This is a genomic window from Streptomyces sp. NPDC019937 (assembly GCF_040631655.1).
GTDB lineage: Bacteria > Actinomycetota > Actinomycetes > Streptomycetales > Streptomycetaceae > Streptomyces.
Genome location: NZ_JBEYAL010000034.1, coordinates 70,993 through 95,044 on the forward strand (window position 1 = coordinate 70,993; position 24,052 = coordinate 95,044).

The 24,052-nt window shown below is 73.4% G+C and carries 29 protein-coding genes; 11 read left to right on the plus strand and 18 right to left on the minus strand.

Translation table 11 applies throughout. The features are described from left to right. Window positions 1-76 precede the first annotated feature (76 nt). The 6 genes from trpC to hisI form a co-directional block, all read right to left on the minus strand. On the minus strand, window positions 77-886 hold the full coding sequence (gene trpC, locus ABZ562_RS29900) for an indole-3-glycerol phosphate synthase TrpC (RefSeq protein WP_361485466.1): 810 nt from the start codon (window positions 884-886) through the stop codon (window positions 77-79). 136 nt (window positions 887-1,022) lie between these two features. Then, entirely contained in the window at window positions 1,023-1,436 is a 414-nt protein-coding gene (locus tag ABZ562_RS29905) for a DUF2752 domain-containing protein (protein WP_361485468.1), read from the minus strand. A gap of 103 nt (window positions 1,437-1,539) precedes the next feature. Further along, entirely contained in the window at window positions 1,540-1,779 is a 240-nt protein-coding gene (locus ABZ562_RS29910; protein ID WP_361485470.1) for an HGxxPAAW family protein, read from the minus strand. Window positions 1,780-1,903: 124 nt separating this feature from the next. Next, window positions 1,904-2,572: a TIGR02234 family membrane protein gene (locus tag ABZ562_RS29915; protein WP_361485472.1), complete on the minus strand. Its 669-nt coding sequence runs from the start codon at window positions 2,570-2,572 to the stop codon at window positions 1,904-1,906. A 65-nt stretch (window positions 2,573-2,637) separates the two neighbouring features. Continuing rightward, window positions 2,638-4,158 (minus strand): anthranilate synthase component I, encoded by a 1,521-nt coding sequence (locus ABZ562_RS29920; RefSeq protein WP_361485474.1) that lies wholly within the window; start codon window positions 4,156-4,158, stop codon window positions 2,638-2,640. 53 nt (window positions 4,159-4,211) lie between these two features. After that, window positions 4,212-4,577, minus strand: a complete 366-nt coding sequence (gene hisI / locus ABZ562_RS29925; RefSeq protein WP_361485476.1) for a phosphoribosyl-AMP cyclohydrolase — start codon at window positions 4,575-4,577, stop codon at window positions 4,212-4,214. 73 nt (window positions 4,578-4,650) lie between these two features. Here hisI and ABZ562_RS29930 point away from each other — a divergent pair, with 73 nt between their 5' ends. Beyond that, window positions 4,651-5,520, plus strand: a complete 870-nt coding sequence (locus ABZ562_RS29930; RefSeq protein ID WP_361485478.1) for a hypothetical protein — start codon at window positions 4,651-4,653, stop codon at window positions 5,518-5,520. A 76-nt stretch (window positions 5,521-5,596) separates the two neighbouring features. Beyond that, on the plus strand, window positions 5,597-6,229 hold the full coding sequence (locus ABZ562_RS29935; RefSeq protein ID WP_361485480.1) for a TIGR03085 family metal-binding protein: 633 nt from the start codon (window positions 5,597-5,599) through the stop codon (window positions 6,227-6,229). A gap of 37 nt (window positions 6,230-6,266) precedes the next feature. On the opposite strand, the gene ABZ562_RS29940 is transcribed toward ABZ562_RS29935, so the two are convergent. Then, complete coding sequence (locus ABZ562_RS29940; RefSeq protein ID WP_361485482.1) at window positions 6,267-6,590, minus strand: multidrug efflux SMR transporter; 324 nt, start codon at window positions 6,588-6,590, stop codon at window positions 6,267-6,269. Window positions 6,591-6,709: 119 nt separating this feature from the next. Between ABZ562_RS29940 and ABZ562_RS29945 the strand changes: the two genes are divergently transcribed. Further along, a complete protein-coding gene (locus ABZ562_RS29945; RefSeq protein ID WP_361485484.1) occupies window positions 6,710-7,627 on the plus strand; it encodes a LysR substrate-binding domain-containing protein in 918 nt (305 codons plus the stop codon). Between the two features lie 6 nt (window positions 7,628-7,633). On the opposite strand, the gene ABZ562_RS29950 is transcribed toward ABZ562_RS29945, so the two are convergent. Beyond that, entirely contained in the window at window positions 7,634-8,647 is a 1,014-nt protein-coding gene (locus ABZ562_RS29950; protein WP_361485486.1) for a LacI family DNA-binding transcriptional regulator, read from the minus strand. 164 nt (window positions 8,648-8,811) lie between these two features. On the opposite strand from ABZ562_RS29950, the gene ABZ562_RS29955 reads away from it, so the two are divergent. The 5 genes from ABZ562_RS29955 to ABZ562_RS29975 all read left to right on the plus strand — a co-directional run bounded on the left by ABZ562_RS29955 (window position 8,812) and on the right by ABZ562_RS29975 (window position 12,894). Beyond that, on the plus strand, window positions 8,812-9,840 hold the full coding sequence (locus tag ABZ562_RS29955; protein ID WP_361485488.1) for a Gfo/Idh/MocA family oxidoreductase: 1,029 nt from the start codon (window positions 8,812-8,814) through the stop codon (window positions 9,838-9,840). Further along, the gene (locus ABZ562_RS29960) at window positions 9,837-10,640 is read left to right on the plus strand and encodes a TIM barrel protein (RefSeq protein WP_361485490.1); all 804 of its coding nucleotides are present in this window, start codon (window positions 9,837-9,839) and stop codon (window positions 10,638-10,640) included. The genes ABZ562_RS29955 and ABZ562_RS29960 overlap by 4 nt, the downstream gene beginning before the upstream one ends. Before the next feature lie 33 nt (window positions 10,641-10,673). Further along, the gene (locus ABZ562_RS29965; protein WP_361485492.1) at window positions 10,674-11,147 is read left to right on the plus strand and encodes an OsmC family protein; all 474 of its coding nucleotides are present in this window, start codon (window positions 10,674-10,676) and stop codon (window positions 11,145-11,147) included. Window positions 11,148-11,224: 77 nt separating this feature from the next. Then, a complete protein-coding gene (locus ABZ562_RS29970; protein WP_361485494.1) occupies window positions 11,225-11,875 on the plus strand; it encodes an RNA polymerase sigma factor in 651 nt (216 codons plus the stop codon). Then, window positions 11,872-12,894, plus strand: coding sequence for a CU044_5270 family protein (locus ABZ562_RS29975; RefSeq protein ID WP_361485496.1), 1,023 nt, complete (start codon window positions 11,872-11,874; stop codon window positions 12,892-12,894). The genes ABZ562_RS29970 and ABZ562_RS29975 overlap by 4 nt, the downstream gene beginning before the upstream one ends. Before the next feature lie 57 nt (window positions 12,895-12,951). Here the strand turns inward: ABZ562_RS29975 and hisF are convergent, their stop codons facing one another. Genes hisF through hisD form a run of 8 tightly spaced genes read right to left on the minus strand, consistent with a single transcriptional unit; the run spans window position 12,952 to window position 18,782 of the window. Beyond that, window positions 12,952-13,722 (minus strand): imidazole glycerol phosphate synthase subunit HisF, encoded by a 771-nt coding sequence (gene hisF, locus ABZ562_RS29980; RefSeq protein WP_361485498.1) that lies wholly within the window; start codon window positions 13,720-13,722, stop codon window positions 12,952-12,954. Further along, window positions 13,719-14,180, minus strand: a complete 462-nt coding sequence (locus tag ABZ562_RS29985) for a RidA family protein (RefSeq protein ID WP_361485500.1) — start codon at window positions 14,178-14,180, stop codon at window positions 13,719-13,721. The genes hisF and ABZ562_RS29985 overlap by 4 nt, the downstream gene beginning before the upstream one ends. After that, complete coding sequence (gene priA / locus ABZ562_RS29990) at window positions 14,177-14,908, minus strand: bifunctional 1-(5-phosphoribosyl)-5-((5-phosphoribosylamino)methylideneamino)imidazole-4-carboxamide isomerase/phosphoribosylanthranilate isomerase PriA (RefSeq protein ID WP_055556397.1); 732 nt, start codon at window positions 14,906-14,908, stop codon at window positions 14,177-14,179. The genes ABZ562_RS29985 and priA overlap by 4 nt, the downstream gene beginning before the upstream one ends. A gap of 49 nt (window positions 14,909-14,957) precedes the next feature. Beyond that, window positions 14,958-15,602: an imidazole glycerol phosphate synthase subunit HisH gene (gene hisH, locus ABZ562_RS29995; RefSeq protein ID WP_361485502.1), complete on the minus strand. Its 645-nt coding sequence runs from the start codon at window positions 15,600-15,602 to the stop codon at window positions 14,958-14,960. Then, window positions 15,599-15,763 (minus strand): hypothetical protein, encoded by a 165-nt coding sequence (locus tag ABZ562_RS30000; protein WP_179933723.1) that lies wholly within the window; start codon window positions 15,761-15,763, stop codon window positions 15,599-15,601. The genes hisH and ABZ562_RS30000 overlap by 4 nt, the downstream gene beginning before the upstream one ends. Continuing rightward, window positions 15,764-16,357 (minus strand): imidazoleglycerol-phosphate dehydratase HisB, encoded by a 594-nt coding sequence (hisB, locus tag ABZ562_RS30005; RefSeq protein ID WP_361485504.1) that lies wholly within the window; start codon window positions 16,355-16,357, stop codon window positions 15,764-15,766. It lies immediately after the preceding gene. Further along, on the minus strand, window positions 16,354-17,460 hold the full coding sequence (locus ABZ562_RS30010) for a histidinol-phosphate transaminase (protein WP_361485506.1): 1,107 nt from the start codon (window positions 17,458-17,460) through the stop codon (window positions 16,354-16,356). The genes hisB and ABZ562_RS30010 overlap by 4 nt, the downstream gene beginning before the upstream one ends. After that, window positions 17,457-18,782 carry a histidinol dehydrogenase gene (gene hisD / locus ABZ562_RS30015; protein ID WP_361485508.1) on the minus strand — a complete coding sequence of 442 codons (1,326 nt, stop codon included), beginning with the start codon at window positions 18,780-18,782 and terminating at the stop codon, window positions 17,457-17,459. The genes ABZ562_RS30010 and hisD overlap by 4 nt, the downstream gene beginning before the upstream one ends. A gap of 156 nt (window positions 18,783-18,938) precedes the next feature. Here hisD and ABZ562_RS30020 point away from each other — a divergent pair, with 156 nt between their 5' ends. From ABZ562_RS30020 to ybaK, 3 genes are read left to right on the plus strand one after another with little or no spacing between them, the layout of a single operon-like run. Further along, a complete protein-coding gene (locus ABZ562_RS30020) occupies window positions 18,939-20,534 on the plus strand; it encodes an oxidoreductase (protein WP_361485510.1) in 1,596 nt (531 codons plus the stop codon). 34 nt (window positions 20,535-20,568) lie between these two features. After that, a complete protein-coding gene (locus ABZ562_RS30025) occupies window positions 20,569-21,309 on the plus strand; it encodes an LON peptidase substrate-binding domain-containing protein (RefSeq protein WP_361485512.1) in 741 nt (246 codons plus the stop codon). Between the two features lie 18 nt (window positions 21,310-21,327). Beyond that, on the plus strand, window positions 21,328-21,840 hold the full coding sequence (ybaK, locus tag ABZ562_RS30030) for a Cys-tRNA(Pro) deacylase (protein WP_361485514.1): 513 nt from the start codon (window positions 21,328-21,330) through the stop codon (window positions 21,838-21,840). Window positions 21,841-22,536: 696 nt separating this feature from the next. Here ybaK and ABZ562_RS30035 read toward each other — a convergent pair. Both ABZ562_RS30035 and ABZ562_RS30040 read right to left on the minus strand, forming a co-directional pair. Further along, window positions 22,537-23,280, minus strand: coding sequence for an SDR family NAD(P)-dependent oxidoreductase (locus ABZ562_RS30035; RefSeq protein WP_361485516.1), 744 nt, complete (start codon window positions 23,278-23,280; stop codon window positions 22,537-22,539). Continuing rightward, the gene (locus ABZ562_RS30040; RefSeq protein ID WP_361485518.1) at window positions 23,277-24,050 is read right to left on the minus strand and encodes an SDR family NAD(P)-dependent oxidoreductase; all 774 of its coding nucleotides are present in this window, start codon (window positions 24,048-24,050) and stop codon (window positions 23,277-23,279) included. Before ABZ562_RS30040 ends, ABZ562_RS30035 begins: the two co-directional genes overlap by 4 nt. Window positions 24,051-24,052 lie beyond the last annotated feature (2 nt).

Below are 24,052 nucleotides of genomic sequence, written 5' to 3' on the forward strand. Positions count from 1 at the left end.
CGCACCCGCCGGGCGGGTGCGCGGCAACCCCGGGGGCGGCACCCCCGCGCCAGGCGCGCGTACACGTCCATGATCCTCAGTCCCGCCCGTGCCGCAGCGCCGGGTGAGCGCCCGCCGCCACCAGATCGGCGACCGCGCCCTTGGGGTCGCGGCCCGTCACCAGGGACTCCCCCACCAGCACCGCGTCCGCGCCGTCGTTCGCGTAGGCGATCAGGTCGTGCGGCCCGCGCACGCCCGATTCCGCGATCTTGACGATGTGGTCCGGGATCTCCGGCGCGACCCGCGCGAAGGTCCCCCGGTCCACCTCCAGCGTCTTCAGGTTGCGCGCGTTGACGCCGATCAGCCGCGCCCCGGCGGCCACGGCCCGCTCGACCTCGTCCTCGTCGTGCACCTCGACCAGCGGGGTCAGCCCGATCGACTCGGCCCGCTCGATCAGCGAGACCAGCGCCTCCTGCGGCAGCGCGGCCACGATCAGCAGCACCACGTCGGCGCCGTACGCCCGCGCCTCCCACAGCTGGTAGGAGGTGACGATGAAGTCCTTGCGCAGCACCGGGATGTCGACCTTGGCCCGGACGGCCTCCAGGTCGGCCAGCGATCCGCCGAAGCGCCGCTGCTCGGTGAGCACGCTGATGATCGACGCGCCGCCCGCCTCGTAGTCGGCGGCGAGCGCGGCCGGGTCGGCGATCGCGGCGAGCGCGCCCTTGGACGGGCTGGACCGCTTGACCTCGCAGATCACCTTGACGCTGTCGCCCTTGAGGGCCGCCACGCCGTCCTTCGCCGGCTGGGCCCTGGCCGCCCGCTCCTTGAGCTCGTCGAGGGTGACGCGCGCCTGCCGCTCCGCGAGGTCGGCACGGACACCGTCGATGATCTCGTCGAGCACACTCACGCGAGCGGCCCCCTTCCGGGACGGGGATGGAGCTTCTGGTCGAATGCGATGGTAACTGTCAAAGGACCGAGGTCCCGCATCCGGTTGACGTCGCGTCCCACCACGTGGTCGTACGCACCGTCACGCACAACAAGGGTCAGGGTGCCAGTAGTCCCCCGAAGGGGAAATTCCGGATGACGGTGAAGGCGAGGACCGTGCCCCCGATCGCCCAGGCGTGCCACGCCCGCCACGTCCACGCCGCGCGGCGGCGCCGCCACCCCAGAGCGCGGGCGCACCACACCGCCCACCCCACGCAGAACACGCCCGCGCACGCCACGACCAGCGCGTTGTCGCCCAGTGCCGGCAGCAGCTCGCCGTGCGCGAGGGCGTGGGCGCCGCGCAGCCCGCCGCACCCGGGGCAGTAGAGGCCGGTCAGCCGGAACAGCGGGCAGACGGGGTAGTGGCCGGGCTGATGGGGGTCGACGGCGCCGACGTACCCGAAGGCGGCGACGACAGTGGCGAGCACGCCCAGGGGAGCGAGGAGCCGGCGCGCCGCGGGAGAGGGGACCACATCGTCGAGTCTCCCCGGGAAACCACGAAGGCGCAGCTCAGGGCCGTGCTCGATGACCCGTAGGGGTCAATCGGCACCGGCCCCGCGCCGCGCCCGGGCCGCGTCACTCCTGGGTCTGCGCCTGCTTCTCGCCCACCATCCGCAGCGGCTTCGCCTTCGGGGCGCCGAGCCCGGCCGCGCGCATCCCCAGGGTGACGACACCGCCGAGGAGAGCGATGACCATGCCCGCCCAGAAGCCGAGCGGGTTCGCCAGCACGGTGAACGCGCCGGAGACGCAGAAGCCGATGAAGGCGATGGTGACACCGGTCCAGGCGGCCGGGGTGTGCCCGTGGGCGTTGGACATGAATACTCCTCGTAGCTCTACACAGCGCCTGGGTCCGGGCGCGTGGGGCGAAGCTCCCACGCCATTGTCCCCGATGCCGGAAGCGCCCTTGAGCGGGGGTGCCCACCGGCTGTCCACCCGCTGTCTACCGCGAAAGCGTCGGGTCCTCGCCCCGGTCCAGGGCCTTCCACAGCTCCTCGGGGCGGTCCGGGTCGGGGGCGGCGGGGGCGCGGCGCCCGCGCCGGCCGCTCTCCGCGCCGGCCCGCTCGTACCGCCCGGACATGGCGGGCCAGTGGCGCCCGTACGCCAGCGCGAGCACGCCCGCGAGCAGCAGCAGCACACCGCCCGCCAGCGCGACCCATGGCCAGGGGGTGTACGTCACGTCGTGGATGGCGCTGCCCGCCACGCCGGTCACCTTGGACGCCTTCTCCTTGAGCGCCGCCTTGTCGGAGGCCCCGAGGGCGGCGCTGATGACGATGCCCGTACCGCTGAGGGCGAGCAGCAGGGAGACGACGACGCGGCCGACGCGCCGTACGGCGAAGACGGCCACCAGCGCGGCGAGGCCGACGACGGCGAGGGCACCGGGCAGCCCGGTGATGTCGTCGCCGTTGGCGCTCTGCGCCAGGGAGCCCTGGGCGACGCTGGCCGTGCCCTGGGCCCACTTGCGGCTGGTGGCGAGCAGGACGAGTGCCGCGCCGAGCGCACCGCACAGCAGCGCGACGGCGAGGCTGCCGCGCGCCGCTCGGCGGCCGCGCGCGGCGGGGGCGGAGGGCTCGTTCTCGGCCCGGGGCGGGGGTACGGCTGCTGCACTCACGCCTACCACTATCCCCCACGCCCAACGCACGCCCGCCCGAGGGGCATCCGGGGGCGGGCGCGGGGCTACCCCTGCCGGCCGCCCAGGCGGTTGGCCGCGTGCACCGCGCGCAGCACCGCCGCCGCCTTGTTGCGGCACTCCGCGTCCTCGGCCGTCGGGTCGGAGTCGGCGACGACACCGGCGCCCGCCTGCACGTAGGCCGTGCCGTCGCGCAGCAGCGCGGTGCGGATGGCGATGGCGGTGTCGGAGTCGCCCGCGAAGTCGAGGTAGCCGACGCAGCCGCCGTACAGCCCGCGACGGCTGGGCTCCAGCTCCTCGATGATCTGCATCGCGCGCGGCTTGGGGGCGCCGGAGAGGGTGCCCGCGGGGAAGCAGGCGGTGAGGACGTCGTAGGCGGTGCGCCCCTCCGCGAGCCTGCCGGTGACGGTGGAGACGATGTGCATGACATGGCTGTAGCGCTCGACCGACATGAAGTCGACCACCTCGACGCTGCCGGGCTCGCAGACCCGCCCCAGGTCGTTGCGGCCGAGGTCGACCAGCATCAGGTGCTCGGCCCGCTCCTTGGGGTCGGCCATCAGCTCCTCGGCGAGGGCGGCGTCCTCCTGCGGGGTGGCGCCGCGGGGCCGGGTTCCGGCGATGGGGTGCAGCATGGCGCTGCCGTCCTCGACCTTGACCAGCGCCTCGGGGCTGGAGCCCACCACGTCGAAGCCCTCGAAGCGGAAGAGGTACATATAGGGGCTGGGGTTGGTGGCCCGCAGCACCCGGTAGACGTCGAGCGCGCCGGCCGAGCAGGGCGTCTCGAAGCGCTGCGAGGGGACGACCTGGAAGGCCTCGCCCGCGCGGATGCGCTCCTTGATGTCGTCGACGGCCGTCATGAAGTCCGGGCCGCCCCACAGCGCGGTGTACTCGGGCACCTCGGACGGGGGCAGGGCGGTGGGGTCGGTGGGGACGGGCCGTACGAGGTCGGCGGCCATCGCGTCGAGCCGGGCCACCGCGTCCGCGTACGCCTCGTCGACGCCGGTGTCGAGGTCGTTGTGGTTGATCGCGTTGGCGATCAGCAGCACCGTGCCGTCCCAGTGGTCGAGGACGGCGAGGTCCGAGGTGAGCAGCATGGTCAGCTCGGGGAGCCGCAGATCGTCCCGCCCGTGCTCGCCGATCTTCTCCAGTCGGCGGACGACGTCGTAGCCGAGGTAGCCGACCATGCCACCGGTGAAGGGCGGCAGATGGACGAGGCCGCCCAGGTCACGCGGGGTGTGCAGGGTTTCGACCGTGGCGCGCAGAGCGGCGAGCGGGTCGCCCTCGGTGGGGACGCCGACGGGCGGGGTGCCCAGCCAGTGGGTGCGGCCGTCGCGCTCGGTGAGGGTGGCGGCGCTGCGGACGCCGACGAAGGAGTAGCGGGACCAGGAGCGGCCGTTCTCGGCGGACTCGAGCAGGAAGGTGCCCGGGCGCTCGGCGGCGAGTTTGCGGTAGAGGCCCACCGGGGTGTCGCCGTCCGCGAGCAGCTTGCGGGTGACGGGGATGACACGGCGGTCGGCCGCCAGCTTGCGGAAGGTCTCGAGGTCCATCGTGGCAGCGTCCTGGGTCATGGCTGGGGAGCCTAGTGGGCGATCGTGGGGCAGGGCGGCGGTCGCGGGGCGCGCTACTCGCCCAGCGGGAGGACGTCGGCGTCGAAGCAGGTGCGGTCGCCGGTGTGGCAGGCGGCGCCGGTCTGGTCCACCCGGACGAGCACGGTGTCGCCGTCGCAGTCGAGCGCGACGGACTTGACCAGCTGGATGTGGCCCGAGGTGTCGCCCTTGACCCAGTACTCCCGGCGGCTGCGGCTCCAGTAGGTGCAGCGGCCGGTGGTGAGGGTGCGGTGCAGCGCCTCGTCGTCCATCCAGCCGAGCATCAGCACCTCGCCGGTGTCGTACTGCTGGGCGATGGCGGGGACGAGGCCGTCGGCGCCGCGCTTGAGGCGGGCGGCGATGGCCGGGTCGAGGGCGGAGGGACGATCGGAGCCGGTCATGCGACCATTCTGCACTGCCGGGAGGACCGGGCCCGATGGTCGGGATACGGGGGTGATGGGGCATGCTTCGGGCATGACGTTTCCGCCGCCGTCGAACGACCCCAACAGGCCTGGAAACGGCGGGGGGTTCGGTCCTCCGCCGCCGCAGGAGCCGGCACAGCCGTCGCAGCCGCAGGGAACTTTCGGGCCGCCGGTCGACCCGGGGCAGCTGGTGCCGTCGCCCCGGCCCGGGCCGCCCGCGCTCCCCGGCGGCTTCGGTCCGCCCCCGCCTCCGCCGCCCCCGGGCGGACGGCCGCCCGGCACCGGCCGTTCCCGGACCGCCGCGATCGTGACCGGCGTGGCGGTGGGCCTGGCGGTGGTCGCCGGGGTGGCGTTCTTCGGGGCGCGGGACGACGGCGGCGACGACAAGGCGGCCGGCGCGCCCCCCACCTCGAACCGCCCCCTCTCCTCGCCGTCGGCCGCCGCGTCCGCCTCGGCGGGCGGTGCGGAGGACCCGGGCCGGGGCGCGCCGCTGGGCGGCGGGGACGACCAGGCTCCGCCGTCCCCCGAGGCCTCGGAGTCCGCCTCGTCCGACAGCCGGATGCCGTATGCCGTGCTCAAGCCGGGCACCTGCTTCGACCATCCGGCGATGGACAGCAGCGTGACGAAGATCGAGAAGCGCTCGTGCGACCGCGCGCACGACGGCGAGGTGATCTCCAACGAGACGCTGAGCGGGGACTTCGCCTCCGAGCGGGCGCTCCAGCGCAAGGCGCTCTCGCTGTGCGCGGCGGACGCCGAGAAGCGGCTGAAGAGCGTCCCCAACGACGGCCGGGAGTATTACTACTACGCCCTGTACCCGGCCCTGGGCACGTACACGGAGCACGGCAAGGACCGGGTCTCGTGCGCGCTGACGGTGAGCACGGGCAAGGACGGCGCCAAGCTGAAGGAACCCATACCGCAGTAGCGCCCTCCGGGGCACTCCGGGGCGCTTCGGGGCCTTCTCGTGGCGGGCGGCGCGCGTCGGCCGTAGGGTGGGCGGTATGTCCACTCACGCGAAGCGCGAACGCCTGCTCCTCGCCGATCTCTTGGAGAACGCGGGCCCCGACGCCCCCACGCTGTGCGAGGGCTGGACCACCCGCGATCTGGCGGCCCACCTCGTGGTGCGCGAGCGCCGCGCCGACGCGGCCGGTGGCCTGGTGATCAAGCCGCTGGCGCAGCGGCTGACCCGGGTGCAGGCCGAGTTCGCCGCGAAGCCGTACGAGGAGCTGGTGCGGCTCTTCCGCACCGGCCCGCCGCGGATGTCGCCCTTCGCGATGAAGCAGGTGGACGAGGCGGCCAACACCGTGGAGTTCTACGTCCACGCCGAGGACGTCCGCCGCGCCCAGCCGGACTGGACGCCGCGCGAGATCGACCCCGTCTTCGCCGACGCGCTGTGGTCCCGCACCGAGCGGGTCGCGCGGGTGTTCGGCCGCAAGTCCCCGGTCGGCCTGGTGCTGCGGCGCCCCGACGGCCGCACGGCGGTCGCCCATCGCGGCGTCCCGGTGGTCACGGGCACCGGCGAGCCCGGCGAGCTGGCGCTGTTCCTGTACGGGCGGCAGAAGGCGGCCCGGGTCGAACTGGACGGCGACAAGGAGGCGGTGGCCGCGGTGCGGGAGGCCAAGCTCGGCGTCTGAGGCTTCCGAGCATCCGCGGCGTCCGAGCCGCGCGCCGTCACTGGGTGCTGCCGAGGTTGAGCGTGACGACGCCGCCGATCACCAGGGCCACGCCCAGCGCCTTCGCCGCGGTGAGCGGTTCGCCCAGGAAGAGCAGACCGATCACCACGATGAGGGCCGTGCCGAGGCCCGACCACAGGGCGTAGCCCACGCCGACCTGCATCCCGTCGTGGATCGCCCGGGCCAGCAGGAAGCACGCCACCGCGTACGAGGCGAGGCAGGCCAGGGCGGGCCCGGGGCGGGAGAAGCCCGCGGTGGATTTGAGGAGACTGGTGCCGATCAATTCGGCGGTGATGGCGGCCAGAAGGAGGAGGTAGGCCATGCCGACAGTCTCCGAGCGGCGGGAAGTACCCGTCAAACCTGTCGGCAGGGGCCTGAGACCCCCGAAATGTGTCGCTCGCCCTTGCCCGGCCGGCCGGGCGCCGCGTAGCGTCGCCGACCGTGCGTACGCCCCTCCCCCCGCTGCCCGGTCTGCTGGCCTACGAGGCGACCGCGCGGCTCGGCAGCATCACGGCGGCCGCCGATGAGCTGGGCCTGTCGTCCTCGGCGGTGAGCCAGCGCATCCGGGTGCTGGAGGCGCGTCTGGGGATCGCGCTGTTCGAGCGCCAGGCGCGCAGCATCCGGCTGACGCCGATGGGCCAGGCGTATCTGCCCATCGTGCGGGGCGCGTTCGACGATCTGTCGGCGGGCACCACCGGGCTGTTCGGCCCGGCGGCCGGGCGTGGCCGGCTGACCGTGCGGGTGCAGGTCTCGTACGCCATGACCTGGCTGATGCCCCGCCTCCAGGACTTCCACGACTGCTATCCGCACATCGACCTGCGGGTGGTGACCGCGATCTGGGCGAACGAGGTCCCGCCGCACGAGGTGGACCTGGAGATCCGTCACGGCAACGGCCGCTGGGCCGGGTTCACCGCCGATCTGCTGCACGAGGACCAGGCCGTGGTGGTCGGCTCCCCCGCCCATCTGGAGGCGTACGGACCGCTGACGGGGCCCGCCGACCTGGAGCACCGGCCGCGGGTGCACGTCATCGGCTACGACGACCTCTGGCAGCGGCTGTTCCCGCACACCCCGCCGCCCTCGCGGGGCGTGGAGGCGACCATCACGCTCGACACCACCGTGGCCGCGACCCAGTTCGCCGCCTCCGGGCTGCACTGCGCCCTGGTCCCCGAGCGCTTCGCGCGCGCCGCCGTCCGCGACGGCCGGCTCGTCGTGCTCCACGACCGTCTGGTGCCGTTGCGCCAGGCCCACTATCTGCTGCAGCGCGAGGGCGAGGCCCATATGACCCCGGAGGGGCGCACGTTCGTCCAGTGGCTCATCCGCCAGGACATCGAGGACCCACCGCTCCAGCCGGGTGGCTAGTACGTTCTAGGCGGTCCTGGGCGCCGGGCCGGTGGTGGCGCGCTCCACCAGGTGGGGCGCGAACACGCTCTCGACCGCCTCCCGGCCCGCCACCAGGTCCAGCGCCCCGCTCACCGCGGCCTCCGCGAGCCGGGCCGCGTCCTGTGACACCGTCGTCATCCGCACATGCGGGAACTTGGCCAGCCGCGAGTCGTCGTACCCGACCACCGAGATCTCCCCGGGCACCGCGCGGCCCTCCCGCCCGAGGACGTCCAGCACGCCCGTGGCGCAGCGGTCGTTGAAGGCGACGACGGCCGTGGGCGGGGTCTCGCGGTCCAGCAGATAGCGCATGCCCTGCGCCCCCGCGGTCTCGGTGAGCCCGCCGGTCAGCACCTCGGCCGAGTCCTGCAGCCCGTGCCGCCCCATGGCCTCGAGGAAGCCGAAGCGGCGGTCGGAGCTTCCGGGGGCCCCGGCCCCGTCGATGTGCGCGATGCGCCGGTGGCCGAGGGCGGCGAGGTGGTCGACGGCGAGCGCGACGCCCGCGTGGTCGTCGCCGCGTACGACGCCCACGCCGGGGACATCGGTGTGGCGGGCGACCAGCAGCGTCGGCAGCCGGCCGGCCAGCCGGGCCAGCTCCTCCGTACCGAGCCCGCTGCCCAGCAGGATGGCCGCCTCGCACCGCTCGCGCAGCAGGGCGCTCACCGCGGTGGTCTCCTCACGGCTGGGCGCCACGGCGCTGAGCGTCACGTCGTAGCCGCGCCGGGCGGCTGCGGCGTAGATCTGCTCCACGAGGTCGCCGTGGAAGGGCTGCTGGAGTTCGAAGGTGACGCCGAGCAGCCGTGAACTGCTCTGGCGCAGTTTGCGGGCGCGCTGGTCGGGGACGTACCCCATCTCGTCGGCGATCCTCAGCACGCGTTTGCGGGTGGCGTCGCTGGCGCCCGGTACGCCGCGCATCACGATCGAGACCAGCGCGGTGGAGATACCGGCGGCCCGTGCGACATCGGCCATGGTCGGCCGCGCGCCGCCCGCCTCGTCGGTCACTCCCGTCACCCCTGCCCTGCCGAAACGCCATCCTGGCCGATGTCCCGGCCGACCGCGTCCGAGCATATCGATCTCTTGACCGGCGCCCCGTCCTCGCTCTACGGTCCTGCGACTAGAACGTACTAGTTATACCCACGGTACGAGGCCCCAGGGGAGTTACGCATATGACCGTCACCGACACCGTGCGGCTGGCCACGATCGGCGCGGGCCGCATCGGCACCCACCACGCCGGACTCGTGGCCCGGCACCGTCCCGGCGCCGCGCTGACCGCCGTCGCCGATCCGGTGCCCGGTGCCGCCGAACGCCTCGCGGCCGCCCTCGGCGCCCCGTCGGCCACCACCGACCCCGCTGCCGTCCTCGGCCGGGACGACATCGACGGTGTGCTGATCACCGCCCCCGCCCGGGCCCACACCAGCCTGGTCGTGGCGGCGGCCGAGGCCGGAAAGCATGTGTTCGTGGAGAAGCCGATGGCGGTGACCCTGGCGGACGCCGACCGCGCCATCGCCGCCGCGCGGGACGCGGGCGTGGTCCTGCAGGTGGGGTTCAACCGCCGCTTCGCCCCCGGTTTCGCCGCCGCCCGCGCCGCCGTCGACGACGGCCGCACCGGCACCCCGCAGCTGCTGCGCTCCCTCACCCGCGACCCGGGCCCGTTCACCGCCGACCCGGCCCGCATCCCCCGGTGGACGATCTTCCTGGAAACCCTCATCCACGACTTCGACACCCTGTGCTGGCTCAACCCCGGCGCCGCCCCCGTCCGCGTCCACGCCACCGCCGACGCCCTGATCCGCCCCGACGCCAAGGCCGACGGCCACCTCGACACCGCCGTGGTGACGATCCGCTTCGACAACGGCGCCATCGCCACCGCCGAGGCGTCCTTCTCCGCCCTGTACGGCTACGACGTGCGCGCCGAGGTCTTCGGCTCCGGCGGCATGGTCACCGCCGGAAGCGGCCGCAGCAGCGACATGACCTACTACGGCCCCGAGGGCCTGCACGCCGACACCGCCCGGCGCGATACGGACCTGCTGCGCGCGGCCTACCTCGCCGAACTCACCGCCTTCACCGACGCCGTCCGCCATGGCACGCCCCCGCCCGTGACCGGCGCCGACGCCCGCCGGGCGCTGTCCGTCGCCCTGGCCGCCATCCGCAGCGTCGAGACCTCGGCCCCCGTCGAGCTCGCCGAGGTGACGGCATGAGCGCCTTCACCCTCGCCGCCAGCGCCGAAACGCTCTACCTCGACCTGCCGTTCGCCGAACGGGTCCGCCGCATCGCCGACCACGGGTTCCAGGTCGAGATCTGGGACTGGTCCACCAAGGACATCGACGCCCTCGCCGCCACCGGCGCCACGTTCTCCTCCATGACCGGCTACCTCACCGGCGATCTCACCGACCCCGACGGCATCGACGCCCTGCTCTCCTCGGCCCGTCGGTCCCTCGCCGTCGCCGAGCGCCTGGACTGCCCCCGCCTCAACCTCCACGGCACCGGGCTGGACCCCCACGGCCTGCCCGTACGCCCCGTCCACCGGACCACCCCCGCGATGTGGCTCACCGCCGCCGACACCCTGCGCCGCGTCGCCGGCCTCGGCGCGGCCGCCGGACGCGTCTTCACCCTCGAAAACCTCAACCTCGCCGTCGATCACCCGGGCACCCCCTTCGCCCGCGCCGCCGACACCCTCGCCCTCGTCCGCGCCGTCGACAGCCCCTGCCTGCGGCTGAACCTGGACCTCTACCACGCCCAGATCGGCGAGGGGAACCTCATCGAACTGTGCCGCGAGGCCCTGCCGTACGTCGGCGAGATCCAGGTCGCCGACGTCCCCGGCCGCTGCGAACCGGGCACCGGCGAAATCCACTACCCCGCCATCGCCGCCGCCCTCCACGACCTCGGCTACACCGGCGTCGTCGCCCTCGAAGCCTGGGCCCGCGACGACCCCGACGACGCCCTGACCGCCTTCCGCACCGCCTTCGCCACGGACCGGCCGGAGGGGGTGGGATCATGAGCGCCCACCACGGCCATGAGGAGCAGCAGACCGATGGGAAAACAGCACGCTTACCGCACCACCGTCCGCTGGACGGGCAACCTCGGGACCGGCACCGGTAGCGGATACCGGGGCTACGGGCGGGCGCACGATGTCATCGGTGACGGCAAGCCGACCCTCCAGGGCAGCGCCGATCCGGCGTTCCTCGGCGATCCGGAGCGCTGGAATCCGGAGGAGTTCCTGGTCATCGCGCTCTCGCAGTGCCACATGCTGTCGTATCTGTCCGTCTGCGCCCGCGACGGCGTGACGGTGACGGCGTATGAGGACGAGGCCACCGGGGTCATGGAGGAGACGGCGGGGTACAACGGCCACTTCACCGAGGTGGTGCTGCGTCCGGTGGTCACCGTCGCGGACGCGGCGATGGTGGAGCGCGCCCGTACGGCGCACCACGACGCGCATCAGTCGTGTTTCATCGCCAACTCGGTGAACTTCCCCGTCCGTCACGAACCGACGATCCGGGTGGGCTGAGCACCCCCCTTGTGTGGCACAGGTCACGGGAACCTCACACCTCGTGCGGAGAGGCAGGGGTGTGAGGTGTAAACGAGATGACTGAGGGCCTGCGCGAGCGCATACGGGCGGGTGACCGCGAGGCGTTCGCGGAGCTGTACGAGGAGCATGCGCGGAGCGTCTACAACCACGCCTTCCGGCTGACCGGCGACTGGTCGGTCGCGGAGGAGGTGATGGGGGACACGTTCCTCGACGCCTGGCGCGGCCGGGAGCAACTGGAGCCGGGCGACGGCACGCTGAAGCCGTGGCTGCTGGGCGTGGCGACGAACAAGGCGCGCAACGCCAACCGGGGCCTCGGCCGCCGTCTGGCCTTTCTGGCCCGCCGCCCCGCGCCCGCCCCGGTGGCGGACTTCGCGGAGGAGGCGGCGGGCCGGATCGACGACACCCGCCAACTGGCCGCCGTACGGGAGGTGTACGGCCGTCTGCGGCGCGGGGAGCAGGAGGTGCTGGCGCTGTGCGTGTGGTCGGGGCTGGACTACGCGCAGGCGGCCGAGGCGATGGGGATTCCGGTGGGGACGGTGCGTTCGCGGCTGTCCCGGGCCCGCGCCCGGCTGCGCAAGCTCGCCGAACAGCGGCTCGCGGAGGACAAGAAGAAAGAGCAGGAACCGCCGCGCCGCCGCGGAGAGGTACAGGGCGAGGCCGCGTTCGCGGCCGTGCCGTTTCAGGAGTTTCAGGAGGACCCCCGATGAGGCCCGAGCGCGAGGACGCCGCGTACGAGAACACGACGTGCGAGGAACTTGCCCGGCTGCTTCCTCCCGTCCCGGGAGAGCGGGACGTGCCCTCCGCTCCGTACCTCCACCACAAGGACCGTTTGATGCAGCTGATCAACGACGACGCCGCCGACGCCGCCGCCGACCGGAACACCGCCCCGGCCCCGAAGGCCCGGCAGCGGCTGCTGCGCCCGGCCGTGCTGATGCCCGCCGCGGGGCTGGCGCTGGCCGGGGTGCTGGCCGTCGCCTTCACCGGGGGCGGGGCGTCCGGCGACACCACCGCCCGGCCCCACGAGACCGCCACCGTCCTGCTCGACCGGATCGCCGGGACCGCGGCGAAGTCGGACGTCGAGCCGGTGCGCGAGGACCAGTTCGTCTACGTCAAGAGCCTGACGGCCGGGGCCGAGATGAAGGAGGACGGCTCCTCCACCATGGAGCCGCGGAGCAAGCTCGAGGTCTGGAAGTCGCAGCAGGTGAAGCGGATCCACAAGACCGGCGAGTTCTATGAGAACGGGGGCTACGGCAACACCTACGAACTGGGCGGGTCTCCGGCGGGCATCGACCGTCCCACGTACCAGTGGCTGGCCTCCCTGCCGACCGACCCGGACGTCCTGCTCGAGGAGCTGGACCGGATGACCGAGGCGAGCGAGGGGCAGGAGAAGGCGCAGGCCGTCTTCGAGCAGATCGGCTCCCTGGTGGGGACGGTGATGCCGCCGCGGACCGCCGCCGCCCTCTACAAGGCCGCCGCGAAGATCCCCGGGGTGAAGCGGCTCGATGACGCGGTGGACGCGGCGGGCCGCCATGGGGTCGGCATCGCCCGCGTCGACAAGCGGACGGGGATCATCACCGAGTGGGTCTTCGACCGGGACAGCCTCGCCTACCTCGGCGAGCGCAGCTACCGGACGAAGGACTTCGGGGCGGGCAAGAAGGGCGACATGCTGGAGGAGTTCGCCGTTCTCAAGCGCGGGATAGTCGACCACTACCGCGAGCGGCCGTAACCCTGACTCGCACCGCGGCGGGGGCCACGATGGCCCCCGCCGCGGTGCGTCACGTCCTCAGCGGACCGGGTGCCCGGCGTCCCGCAGCGCGCCCTTGACCTCGCCGATGCGCAGGTCGCCGAAGTGGAAGACGGAGGCGGCCAGCACCGCGTCCGCGCCCGCCGCGACGGCCGGGGCGAAGTCGGCGAGCTTGCCCGCGCCGCCGCTGGCGATGACGGGGATGGTGACGTGCTCGCGGACGGCCTCGATCATCGCCGTGTCGTAGCCGTCCTTGGTGCCGTCCGCGTCCATCGAGTTCAGCAGGATCTCCCCGGCGCCCAGCTCGGCCGCGCGGTGGGCCCACTCCACGGCGTCGATGCCGGTGCCGCGGCGGCCGCCGTGGGTGGTGACCTCGTAGCCGGACGCGGTCTCCGTGCCGGCCGGGCAGCGGCGGGCATCGACCGACAGGACGAGGACCTGGCTGCCGAAGCGCTCGGCGATCTCGCGGATGAGGTCGGGCCGGGCGATGGCGGCGGTGTTGACGCCGACCTTGTCCGCTCCGGCGCGCAGCAGCTTGTCGACGTCCTCGGGGGTGCGGACGCCGCCGCCCACGGTCAGCGGGATGAAGACCTGCTCGGCGGTGCGGCGCACCACGTCGTAGGTGGTCTCGCGGTCGCCGGAGGAGGCGGTGATGTCGAGGAAGGTCAGCTCGTCGGCGCCCTCCTGGCCGTAGATCCGGGCCATCTCGACGGGGTCACCGGCGTCCCGCAGGTTCTGGAAGTTGACGCCCTTGACGACCCGGCCGTTGTCCACGTCCAGGCAGGGGATGACTCGGACCGCCAGGGTCATGACGCTCGGGCTCCTCGGAATGCTTCCAGTTCGACTTCCACCAGCACGCGCGAGTCGACGAAGCCGGATACCACGACGAGGGTCGCGGCGGGGCGTACGGCGTCGAAGATCTGCTTGTGGGCACGGCCCGCCTCGTCCACGTCGCGGGCGTGGGTGAGGTACATGCGGGTGCGGATGACCGATTCGACGCCGAGGCCGAATTCCTTCAGCGCGTCGAGGGCGTGCCCGAAGGCGGCGAGCGTCTGCTCGTACGGGTCGCCCTCGCCCTCCAGGACGCCGCGCTCCGCGAGCGGCATGGTGCCGGAGACGAGCACCAGGTCCCCGGCGGCGACGGCCCGGGCGAAGCCGATGCTCTCCTCCCAGGGGCTGCCGGTCTGCACGCGCCGCGTGGTCGCCCCGGGCGGGACCTCGGGTGAGCTCTCGCGCGGGTTCTCGGCCGAGCTATCGGGTGGGGTCATGCGGATACCGCCTCCAACGCCTCTTCCAAGGTGAACGCCTTGGCGTAGAGCGCCTTGCCCACGATGGCGCCCTCGACACCTTCCGGTACCAGGGTCGCAAGGGCGCGCAGGTCATCCAGCGAGGAAACGCCGCCGGAGGCGACGACGGGCTTGGGCGTCGCGGCGCAGACGCCCCGCAGCAGCTCCAGGTTGGGGCCCTGGAGGGTGCCGTCCTTGGCGATGTCGGTGACGACGTAGCGGGCGCAGCCCTCGGAGTCGAGGCGGGCGAGGGTTTCGTACAGGTCGCCGCCGTCGCGGGTCCAGCCGCGGCCGCGCAGGGTGGTGCCGCGGACGTCGAGGCCGACGGCGATCTTGTCGCCGTGCTCGGCGATGACCTTGGCGACCCATTCGGGGGTCTCCAGGGCGGCGGTGCCGAGGTTGACGCGGGTGCAGCCGGTGGCGAGGGCGGCGGCGAGCGAGGCGTCGTCGCGGATGCCGCCGGACAGCTCGACCTTGAGGTCCATGGCGCGGGCGACCTGGGCGATCTGCTCGCGGTTGTCGCCGGTGCCGAAGGCGGCGTCGAGGTCCACCAGGTGCAGCCACTCGGCGCCGGCCCGCTGCCAGGCGAGGGCGGCCTCCATCGGGTCGCCGTACGACGTCTCGGAGCCGGACTCGCCGTGGACGAGGCGGACGGCCTGGCCGTCGCGGACGTCGACGGCGGGGAGGAGTTCGAGGCGGTGCGTTGGCATGCGGGAACCTTACGGTGAGGACGGAGCGGGTACGGGCGGGACGGGCCGGTCAGAGCGTGTCGAGCCAGTTGCGCAGCAGGCGGGCCCCGGCGTCGCCGGACTTCTCGGGGTGGAACTGGGTGGCCCACAGCGGGCCGTTCTCCACGGCGGCCACGAACGGCTCACCGTGGGTGGTCCAGCTGACCTTGGGGCCGGGCATGTGCGGGTTGCCGACCTCCAGCTCCCAGGTGCGGACGGCGTAGGAGTGCACGAAGTAGTAGCGCTCCTCCTTGTCCAGCCCCGCGAAGAGCCGCGAGTCGCCGGGCGCGGTGACCGTGTTCCAGCCCATGTGGGGGACGACGGGGGCGCGCAGCGGTTCGACGGTGCCGGGCCATTCGTCCAGGCCCTCGGCCTCGACGCCGTGCTCGATGCCGCGGCCGAAGAGGATCTGCATGCCGACGCAGATGCCCATGACCGGGCGGCCGCCGGCCAGCCTGCGGCCCACGATCCAGTCGCCGCGCGCCTCGCGCAGCCCCTTCATGCAGGCGCTGAAGGCGCCGACGCCGGGGACGAGGAGGCCGTCGGCGGCCATGGCCTTGTCGTAGTCGCGGCTGATCTCGACGTCCGCGCCGACATGGGCGAGGGCCCGCTCGGCGGAGCGGACATTGCCGAAGCCGTAATCGAAAACGATCACGCTCTTCGCACTGCTGCTCAATTCCATACCTCCAGCCGAAGGATCCCGGCCAGCAGCGACATCGTGGCGCCCACTCCCAGCAGCACGATCACGCCCTTGGGCAGCCCCTGCTTGGCGAAGGAGATGACGCCGCCGAGGAGGAACAGCCCGAGCAGGATGAAGACGGTCGACAGCCCGTTCATTCAGAGGGCGCCCTTCGTGGAGGGGAGGATCCCGGCGGCGCGCGGGTCGCGCTCGCTCGCGTACCGCAGCGCCCGGGCGAGCGCCTTGAACTGGCACTCCACGATGTGGTGCGCGTTGCGCCCGTAGGGCACGTGGACGTGCAGGGCGATCTGCGCCTGGGCGACGAAGGACTCCAGGATGTGCCGCGTCATCGTGGTGTCGTAAGCGCCGATCATCGGCGCGATGTTCTCCGGCTCGGTGTGCACGAGGTACGGGCGGCCGGAGAGGTCGACGGTCACCTGGGCCAGCGACTCGTCCAGCGGCACGGTGCAGTTGCCGAAGCGGTAGATGCCCGTCTTGTCGCCGAGCGCCTGCTTGAAGGCGGCGCCGAGCGCGAGGGCGGTGTCCTCGATGGTGTGGTGGGTGTCGATGTGCAGGTCGCCCTCGGTCTTGACCGTGAGGTCGAAGAGGCCGTGGCGGCCGAGCTGGTCGAGCATGTGGTCGTAGAAGCCGACGCCGGTCGACACGTCGACCTGGCCGGTGCCGTCGAGGTCGATCTCGACGACGACCGAGGTCTCCTTGGTGGTGCGCTCCACGCGGCCCACGCGGGTCATGCGCTCTTCTCCTTCATCAGCTCGCGAACCGCGTCGAGGAACGCGTCGTTCTCGGTCGGGGTGCCCGCGGTGACCCGCAGCCGGCCCGGTACGCCGTTGTCCCGGACCAGCACGCCGTGGTCCAGCAGGGTCTGCCAGGCGGCGTGGGCGTCCTCGAAGCGTCCGAACTGGACGAAGTTGGCGTCCGAGTCGGTCACGTCGCAGCCAAGGGCGCGCAGCTCCCGCACCAGCCGGTCGCGCTCGCTCTTGAGCGCGTCGACGTACCCGAGCAGCGTATCGGTGTGCTCCAGGGCGGCCAGCGCGGTGGCCTGGGTGACGGCGGACAGGTGGTACGGCAGCCGCACCAGCTGCACGGCGTCGACCACGGCCGGATGGGCGGCGAGGTAGCCCAGCCGCAGCCCGGCGGCGCCGAACGCCTTGGACATCGTCCGGGAGAGCACCAGATGCGGGCGGCCCTCGATCAGCGGCAGCAGCGACGGGCGGTGGCTGAACTCGGCGTACGCCTCGTCCACGACCACCAGCGACGGCTTGGCGGCCTGCGCCGCCTCGTACAGCGCGAGCACCGTCTCGGCCCCGACGGCGGTGCCGGTCGGGTTGTTCGGCGAGGTGATGAAGACGACGTCGGGCTTGCGCTCGGCGATCACCTGGCAGGCGGCCCCGACGTCGATGGTGAAGTCGTCGTTGCGCGGGCCGGAGATCCAGCCGGTGCCGGTGCCGCGCGAGATCAGCGCGTGCATCGAGTACGAGGGCTCGAAGCCGATCGCGGTGCGCCCCGGCCCGCCGAAGGTCTGCAGCAGCTGCTGCAGCACCTCGTTGGAGCCGTTGGCCGCCCACACCTGCTCGGGTCCCACCGCGAGACCCGCCGTACGGGTGAGGTAGCGGGCCAGCTCGGTGCGCAGCTCGACCGCGTCCCGGTCCGGGTAGCGGTTGAGCCGGCGGGCCGCCTCGGTGACCCGCTCGGCGATCCGCTCCACCAGCGGCTCGGGCAGCGGATAGGGGTTCTCGTTGGTGTTCAGCCGTACGGGGACGTCCAGCTGCGGCGCGCCGTACGGGGACTTGCCGCGCAGCTCGTCCCGGATGGGCAGATCGTCAATCCCGGTCACTTGCTCCCAGGTACCTTCCAGTCGAACCGTGCCTTCACCGCCGCGCCGTGCGCGGGCAGGTCCTCCGCGTCGGCGAGCGTCACCACATGGCCCGCGACCTCGGCCAGCGCCTCGCGGGTGTAATCCACGACGTGGATGCCGCGCAGGAAGGACTGCACCGACAGGCCGGAGGAGTGGCAGGCGCAGCCGCCGGTGGGCAGGACGTGGTTGGAGCCCGCCGCGTAGTCGCCGAGCGACACCGGTGCGTACGCGCCGACGAAGATCGCCCCGGCGTTGCGCACCCGGGCCGCGACCGCCGCCGCGTCCTCGGTCTGGATCTCCAGGTGCTCGGCCGCGTACGCGTCGACCACCGCGAGGCCCTGGTCGAGGCCGTCGACCAGCACGATGCCGGACTGCCGCCCGGCCAGCGCCGGGGCGATGCGGTCCTCGACGTGCTTGGTGGCCGCGACCTGGACCGCGAGCTCCTTCTCGACCGCGGTGGCCAGCTCCTCGGAGTCGGTGACCAGCACCGAGGCGGCCAGTGGGTCGTGCTCGGCCTGGCTGATCAGGTCGGCGGCGACGTGCACCGGGTCGGCGGTGGCGTCGGCGAGGATGGCGATCTCGGTGGGGCCCGCCTCGGCGTCGATGCCGATGCGGCCCTTGAGCAGCCGCTTGGCGGCGGCGACCCAGATGTTGCCGGGCCCGGTGACCATGGCGACCGGACGGCACTCCTCGGTGCCGTACGCGAACATCGCGACCGCCTGGGCACCGCCCGCCGCGTACACCTCGTCGACGCCGAGCAGCGCGCAGGCCGCCAGGATCGTGGGGTGCGGCAGCCCGCCGAACTCCGCCTGCGGCGGGGAGGCGACCGCCATCGAGGCGACCCCGGCCTCCTGCGCGGGCACCACATTCATCACAACGGACGACGGGTAGACGGACCGCCCGCCCGGTGCGTACAGCCCGACCCGCTCGACGGGCACCCAGCGCTCGGTGACCGTGCCGCCCGGCACGACCTGCGTGGTGTGGTCGGCGCGCCGCTGCTCCCGGTGGACCAGCCGGGCCCGCCGGATGGACTCCTCCAGGGCCGCGCGCACGGCCGGGTCCAGCTCGTCGAGGGCGCGGGTCAGCGCCTCGGCGGGCACCCGCACCCGTTCCATGGTCACGCCGTCGAACCGATGCGCGTACTCGATCAGTGCAGCGGTGCCGCGATGGCGCACGTCGTCGCAGATGGGTCGCACCTTCTCCAGGGCGGCCTCGACGTCGAGCTCGGCACGGGGCAGCAGGTCGCGGTCGATTCCGCCGCCCGGGAAGGCGGCGCCGCGCAGATCGATACGGGAGATCACGCGATCAATTGTCTCAGACGTGTTCCGGCGTCCCGCCCCCCGTATCAGTGAGTGATACGGAACCCCTAAGTTGATCCTGACCGTTGGCGTTCAAGCGGTTACTCAGCGGGAATGTGGATCCGTACGGGGATACGGAGGACAGGAGGCGACACGGCTGTGACCGAGCCACGCGACGGCGATCCTCCCCCCGGGCTCGACCTGACCACCGCCGAGTGGGGCATGTGGCAGGCGTTCCGCAACGGCAGTACGCACGATCTGCGCACCTCCCACCCCCAGCGGAACGACCCCTCAGGACCGTACGCCTGGGGCCCGGAGCGCAGTGTGCGCGCCCGGGTCGTGGCCCTGCTGCTGCTGGACGGGCCGCCCGCCCAGCCGGGCCGGGTGGCGGCGCTCAAGCTGAACGGGGTGCACATCACCGGCACCCTCGACCTGGCGGGCGGCACCATCGACCCGTATGTGGAGCTGAAGAACTGCCGCTTCGAGCGGGAGGTGCTGCTGCCGGAATCCCACTTCACCACGCTCCGCCTGGTGGGCTGCTCGCTCCCCCGGCTGGAAGCGGCCCGGCTGAGCACCGAGGGCGATCTGCATCTGCCGCGCTGCGTGGTCGACCACGGCATCCGGCTCACCGACGCCCACATCGGCACCGATTTACTCCTGAACCAGCTCATCGTGCGCCGGGACCGCCGGGGCATGTCGATCACGGCCGACGGGCTGACCGTGGCCCAGGACTTCCAGGCCGACATGATCGAGTCGTACGGCGAGATCAGTCTGCGCGGCGCCCAGATCGGCGTGTCGCTCAGCCTGCGCGGCAGCCGGCTGCGCAACCCGTACGGGCGGCGGGCGCTGAACGCGCCGCAGCTGACCGTCGAGCGCAGCCTGTACCTCACCGCGGGCGGGGTGAGCACCTACTCCAGCGGTTCGACGCCGCCCTACGGCACCACCAGCACGCCGACCCGCGGCACCCGCATCCAGCGCTTCGAATGCGAGGGCGGGATCCGGCTGGACGACGGGCGGATCGGCGACGCCATCGACTTCGACCAGGCGCGCTTCGTGATGGAGAACGACCAGGAGCTGTCGCTGCGCCGGGTACAGACGCCCGAGCTGCGCTTCCTGGGCGAGCGGCCGCAGCGCGGGCGGGTGATCCTCTCCGGCGCCCGGGTGGTCAACCTGGTCGACAAGTCGGTGAGCTGGCCGGGCCCGGGCGGGCTGACCATGGCGGGCTTCTGCTACGAGAACCTGATCCCGCGCGGCCACTTCCCGCTGTCCCGGCGGCTGGAGTGGGTGGCCGCCGCGACCCCCGAGTACGCGCCCGAGCCGTACGAGATGCTGGCCAACACGATGCGGGCCAGCGGCGAGGACGCCGACGCGCGCGAGGTGCTGCTCGCCAAGCAGCGGCGGCGCCGCGAGACGCTGCCGCTCGCCGGGAAGATGTGGGGCTATCTGCAGGACTGGACGGTGGCCTACGGCTACCGGCCCGGCCGGGCGGCGGTGTGGATGGCGGTGCTGTGGGCCATCGGCTCGGTGTTCTTCGCGCACAACAGACCGGAGGCCATCAAACCGGGTGAGACCCCGCACTGGAACGCCTCGCTCTACGCACTCGATCTGCTGATCCCGGTCATCGATCTGGGCCAGGACGGCTACTGGAAACCCGCGGGCGCGATCCAGTGGGCGTCCATCGTGATGATCCTGCTCGGCTGGGTGCTGGCCACCACCGTGGCCGCCGGTGCGTCCCGGCTGCTGCGCCGTCAGTGAAGAGACGCGCGTGAGGCCATTAGGCTTACACCCCGTGACCTCCGCGCGCCTTCCGCTCTTCCCGCTGAACACGGTGCTGTTCCCGGGGCTCGTCATGCCCCTGAACGTCTTCGAACAGCGGTACCGCTCCCTGATGCGCGATCTTTCGGCGCTTCCCGAGGACGCCCCGCGCCGGTTCGGGGTGATCGCCATCAGGGACGGCCACGAGGTCGCGCCCAGTGCGATCGGCCTCCCGGAGTCGGCGCCCACGCCCGACCGGGGCCCGGCGGCGGGCTTCGGCCCGGACCCGGCCAAGTCGTTCTACGGGGTGGGCTGTGTCGCGGACGCGGCCACCATCCGGGAGCAGGAGGACGGCACCTTCGAGGTGCTGGCCACCGGCACCACCCGGTTCGAGCTGCTGTCCGTGGACTCCACGGGCCCCTATCTGATGGGCGAGGTCAACGAATTGGAGGAGGAGCCGGGCGACGGTGCCGGGGCGCTGGCCTCCGGGGTGGTACGGGCCTTCCGCACGTACCAGAAGCGACTGGCGGGCGCCCGGGAGCGCACCCTCGCCGCCGAACAGGACCTGCCGGGCGAGCCCTCGGTGCTCTCCTACCTGGTCGCGGCCGCCGCCGTGCTCGACACCCCGGCCAAGCAGCGGCTGCTCCAGGCGCCCGATACGGCGAGCCGGCTGGCCGAGGAGCTGAAAATGCTGCGCTCCGAGAGCGCGGTCATCGGTAAGCTCCCGTCCCTGCCCGCCGTCGACCTCACCCGCCACCCCACCAGCCCCAACTGACGCCGACTCACTCCAGCCATGGCGAAGAAGACCAAGAAGAACTCCTCCGGATCCACCGGCACCCCGGCCACCACCGCCCTCACCGCGGCGGGCACGGCCTTCACCGTGCACTCCTACGACCACGACCCGGCCGCCCCCTCGTACGGCGAGGAGGCCGCGCGGGCGCTGGGCGTGGAGCCGGGCCGGGTGTTCAAGACCCTCATCGCGAGCGTCGACGACCGGCTCACGGTCGCCATCGTGCCCGTATCGGCCTCGCTCGACCTCAAGGCGCTCGCCGCCGCGGTCGGCGGCAAGCGAGCCACCATGGCGGACCCGGCGGCGGCCGAGCGCACCACGGGCTACGTCCGCGGCGGCATCTCCCCGCTCGGCCAGCGCAAGCGGCTGCCGACCGCGCTGGACGCCTCCGCCGACGGCCACGAGACGGTCTGCGTCTCGGCGGGCCGCCGGGGCCTGGAGGTCGAACTGTCCCCGAAGGACCTGGCGGCGCTGACCGACGCGGTGGTGGCGCCGATCGCGCGGTTCGACCCGTAGGTGGTCACGGCCCGCACCACGTGCCCGTCGCGGATCTCCACGTCGTAATCCGCGCCCGGCCCGAGCGGGCCGCGCACCGCGACGGCGTCGCCGTCCAGCCGTCCGCTCTGCCGCGCCCACTCCAGCCGGAGCAGTACGTCGGCGGCGAGTCCGGCGGGCTCGCGGGCCGTACCGGACACCGGGCGCCCCCAGGCCGCGGCTACGCCCTCCACCCGCCGCAGAAAGCGGCGCGGCGACCAGCGGGGCGAGGCGAGGCCGGCCAGTACGGCGCGGGCCGTGGCCTCGGAGTCCACCAGCGCCACCTCGCCCGCGCCGTCCAGCGCCGCGTCGGGGCAGCCCGACCCGCCGGGGCCGACGCGCAGCACGACCCCGGTACGGCCGTCCCTCCCGCCCGGCACCGCCAGCGGCCCGGAGGGCCGGGCGGGGGCCGGTGGCGCGGGCGCGTCCGCCGCGCCGAACCGCCGCAGGGCCGCGACGAGCGCGCCGAGGCCGTCGCAGGCGGCGGCGCCGCCGGTCGGCCCGCTCACCAGCCACCCGCCGCTGTCCGCCATCACCCGCAGGCCGGGCCGGTGGGCCGCGCGCGCCGCCGCGACGGCGACGGCCCGCCGGGCGGTCACGCCGCTGGTCCACGGCCGGGCCCAGTCGAGCGTCCCGCGCTCACCACACGCCCCGCACATCCCGTCGCCTCCTGTCTCCTTACGGCATGACGTCGCCGCTGTTGGGCCCCAGCGTCTGGCCGACGTACAGATTGCCGCCCGGATCGCCGGCCAGCAGGACGGCGGTGGGGGCCACCTCCTCCGGGCGGCCGAAGCGGCCCAGGGGGAGTTCGGCCTGCTTGGCGGCCTTCCACTCGGCGGTGATCCCGGCGACCATCGGCGTGTCGATCGGCCCGGGCGCGATGGCGTTCACCAGGACGCCGCGTTCGGCCACCTCCAGCGCGAGGGACTTCGTCAGCCCGATGACCCCGGCCTTGGCCGCCGCGTAGTGGGACAGCGAGCGGCCGCCCTTGATGCCGAGCTGGGAGGCGATGTTGATGACCCGTCCCCAGCCCCGCTCGGCCATCCCCGGTACGACGTAACGGCAGCACAGGAAGACCCCGGTGAGGTCGACGGCGATGGTCTCCGACCACAGCCGCGGGTCCATCTCGGTCAGGGGCGCCTCGGTGAGGATGCCCGCGGCGTTGACCAGGATGTCGATGCCGCCGTGCTCCCGTGCCACAGCGCCCGTCACGGCCTCGACGGCGGTGGGGTCGGTGACGTCCAGGGCGACGTGCCCCGCCGCGCCGGTCCCGGCCGACGCGGCCGCGGCGCGGGACGCGTCCCGGTCGGCGATCACGACGCGGGCGCCTTCGCGCACGTAGGCCGCCGCGATGGCGCGGCCGATGCCGCTGGCCCCGCCGGTGACGAGGGCGGTGCGCCCCTGGAGCGCGCCGGCCGTCATGCGGGCATCCTCACGGTGAGCCCGCCGTCCACCACGAGGCTCTGGCCCGTGATGTACGAGGCGTCCTCGGAGGTCAGATAGGCGATCGCGGAGGCGGCCTCCTCGGGCCGGCCGACCCGCCCCCAGGGGATGGACGCGGCGGCGCGGGCGAGCCCGTCGGGGCCGAGGGAGTTGACCGGGTCGGAGGACTGCGGGGTGCGGATGAGCCCGGGGATGACGGCGTTGACGCGGATGCCGCGCGGGGCCAGTTCGACCGCCAGGCTCCGGCACAGCCCCAGCACTCCGGACTTGGCGGCGGCGTAGTGGGCGTGGTCGCCCCAGCCGTAGACGCCGCCCGCGATGGAGGAGACGGCCACCATCGCGCCCGGCCCGCGCATGCGCCCGGTGGCGGAGCGCAGGGTGCGCAGCACCCCGGTGAGGTCGACGGAGAGCATGTCGTCCCAGGCGTCGTCGGTGAGGTCGGCCAGCGGAGCCCGGCGCAGCACCCCGGCGTTCGCCACGGCGATGTCGAGGCGGCCGTACGCGGTGAGGGCGGCTTCCGCGAACGCCTCGACGGCCGCCGGGTCCGTCACGTCCACGGCGTGCCGTACGCAGGTGCCGCCCGCCGCCTCGACCAGGTGTACGGTCTCGTCCGGGTCGTGGGGGTCGCCGGGGTAGTGGCCGAGCACCGTCCGGACGCCGCGGCGGGCGTAGGTGACGGCGAGCGCGCGGCCGATACCGCTGGCGGCGCCGGTGATGACGGCGACCGGCCGCTGATCGTTCTGTGTCACTG

What these genes read in the sequence shown, in the direction of transcription:
- ABZ562_RS29910 (WP_361485470.1), bottom strand. Translation starts at nt 1,779, where the DNA reads ATGTCCAACGCCCACGGGCACACCCCGGCCGCCTGGACCGGTGTCACC.
- ABZ562_RS29920 (WP_361485474.1), bottom strand. Translation starts at nt 4,158, where the DNA reads ATGACCCAGGACGCTGCCACGATGGACCTCGAGACCTTCCGCAAGCTG.
- hisI (WP_361485476.1), bottom strand. Translation starts at nt 4,577, where the DNA reads ATGACCGGCTCCGATCGTCCCTCCGCCCTCGACCCGGCCATCGCCGCC.
- ABZ562_RS29930 (WP_361485478.1), top strand. Translation starts at nt 4,651, where the DNA reads ATGACGTTTCCGCCGCCGTCGAACGACCCCAACAGGCCTGGAAACGGC.
- ABZ562_RS29935 (WP_361485480.1), top strand. Translation starts at nt 5,597, where the DNA reads ATGTCCACTCACGCGAAGCGCGAACGCCTGCTCCTCGCCGATCTCTTG.
- ABZ562_RS29940 (WP_361485482.1), bottom strand. Translation starts at nt 6,590, where the DNA reads ATGGCCTACCTCCTCCTTCTGGCCGCCATCACCGCCGAATTGATCGGC.
- ABZ562_RS29955 (WP_361485488.1), top strand. Translation starts at nt 8,812, where the DNA reads ATGACCGTCACCGACACCGTGCGGCTGGCCACGATCGGCGCGGGCCGC.
- ABZ562_RS29960 (WP_361485490.1), top strand. Translation starts at nt 9,837, where the DNA reads ATGAGCGCCTTCACCCTCGCCGCCAGCGCCGAAACGCTCTACCTCGAC.
- ABZ562_RS29965 (WP_361485492.1), top strand. Translation starts at nt 10,674, where the DNA reads ATGGGAAAACAGCACGCTTACCGCACCACCGTCCGCTGGACGGGCAAC.
- ABZ562_RS29970 (WP_361485494.1), top strand. Translation starts at nt 11,225, where the DNA reads ATGACTGAGGGCCTGCGCGAGCGCATACGGGCGGGTGACCGCGAGGCG.
- ABZ562_RS29975 (WP_361485496.1), top strand. Translation starts at nt 11,872, where the DNA reads ATGAGGCCCGAGCGCGAGGACGCCGCGTACGAGAACACGACGTGCGAG.
- hisF (WP_361485498.1), bottom strand. Translation starts at nt 13,722, where the DNA reads ATGACCCTGGCGGTCCGAGTCATCCCCTGCCTGGACGTGGACAACGGC.
- ABZ562_RS29985 (WP_361485500.1), bottom strand. Translation starts at nt 14,180, where the DNA reads ATGACCCCACCCGATAGCTCGGCCGAGAACCCGCGCGAGAGCTCACCC.
- priA (WP_055556397.1), bottom strand. Translation starts at nt 14,908, where the DNA reads ATGCCAACGCACCGCCTCGAACTCCTCCCCGCCGTCGACGTCCGCGAC.
- ABZ562_RS30000 (WP_179933723.1), bottom strand. Translation starts at nt 15,763, where the DNA reads ATGAACGGGCTGTCGACCGTCTTCATCCTGCTCGGGCTGTTCCTCCTC.
- hisB (WP_361485504.1), bottom strand. Translation starts at nt 16,357, where the DNA reads ATGACCCGCGTGGGCCGCGTGGAGCGCACCACCAAGGAGACCTCGGTC.
- ybaK (WP_361485514.1), top strand. Translation starts at nt 21,328, where the DNA reads ATGGCGAAGAAGACCAAGAAGAACTCCTCCGGATCCACCGGCACCCCG.
- ABZ562_RS30035 (WP_361485516.1), bottom strand. Translation starts at nt 23,280, where the DNA reads ATGACGGCCGGCGCGCTCCAGGGGCGCACCGCCCTCGTCACCGGCGGG.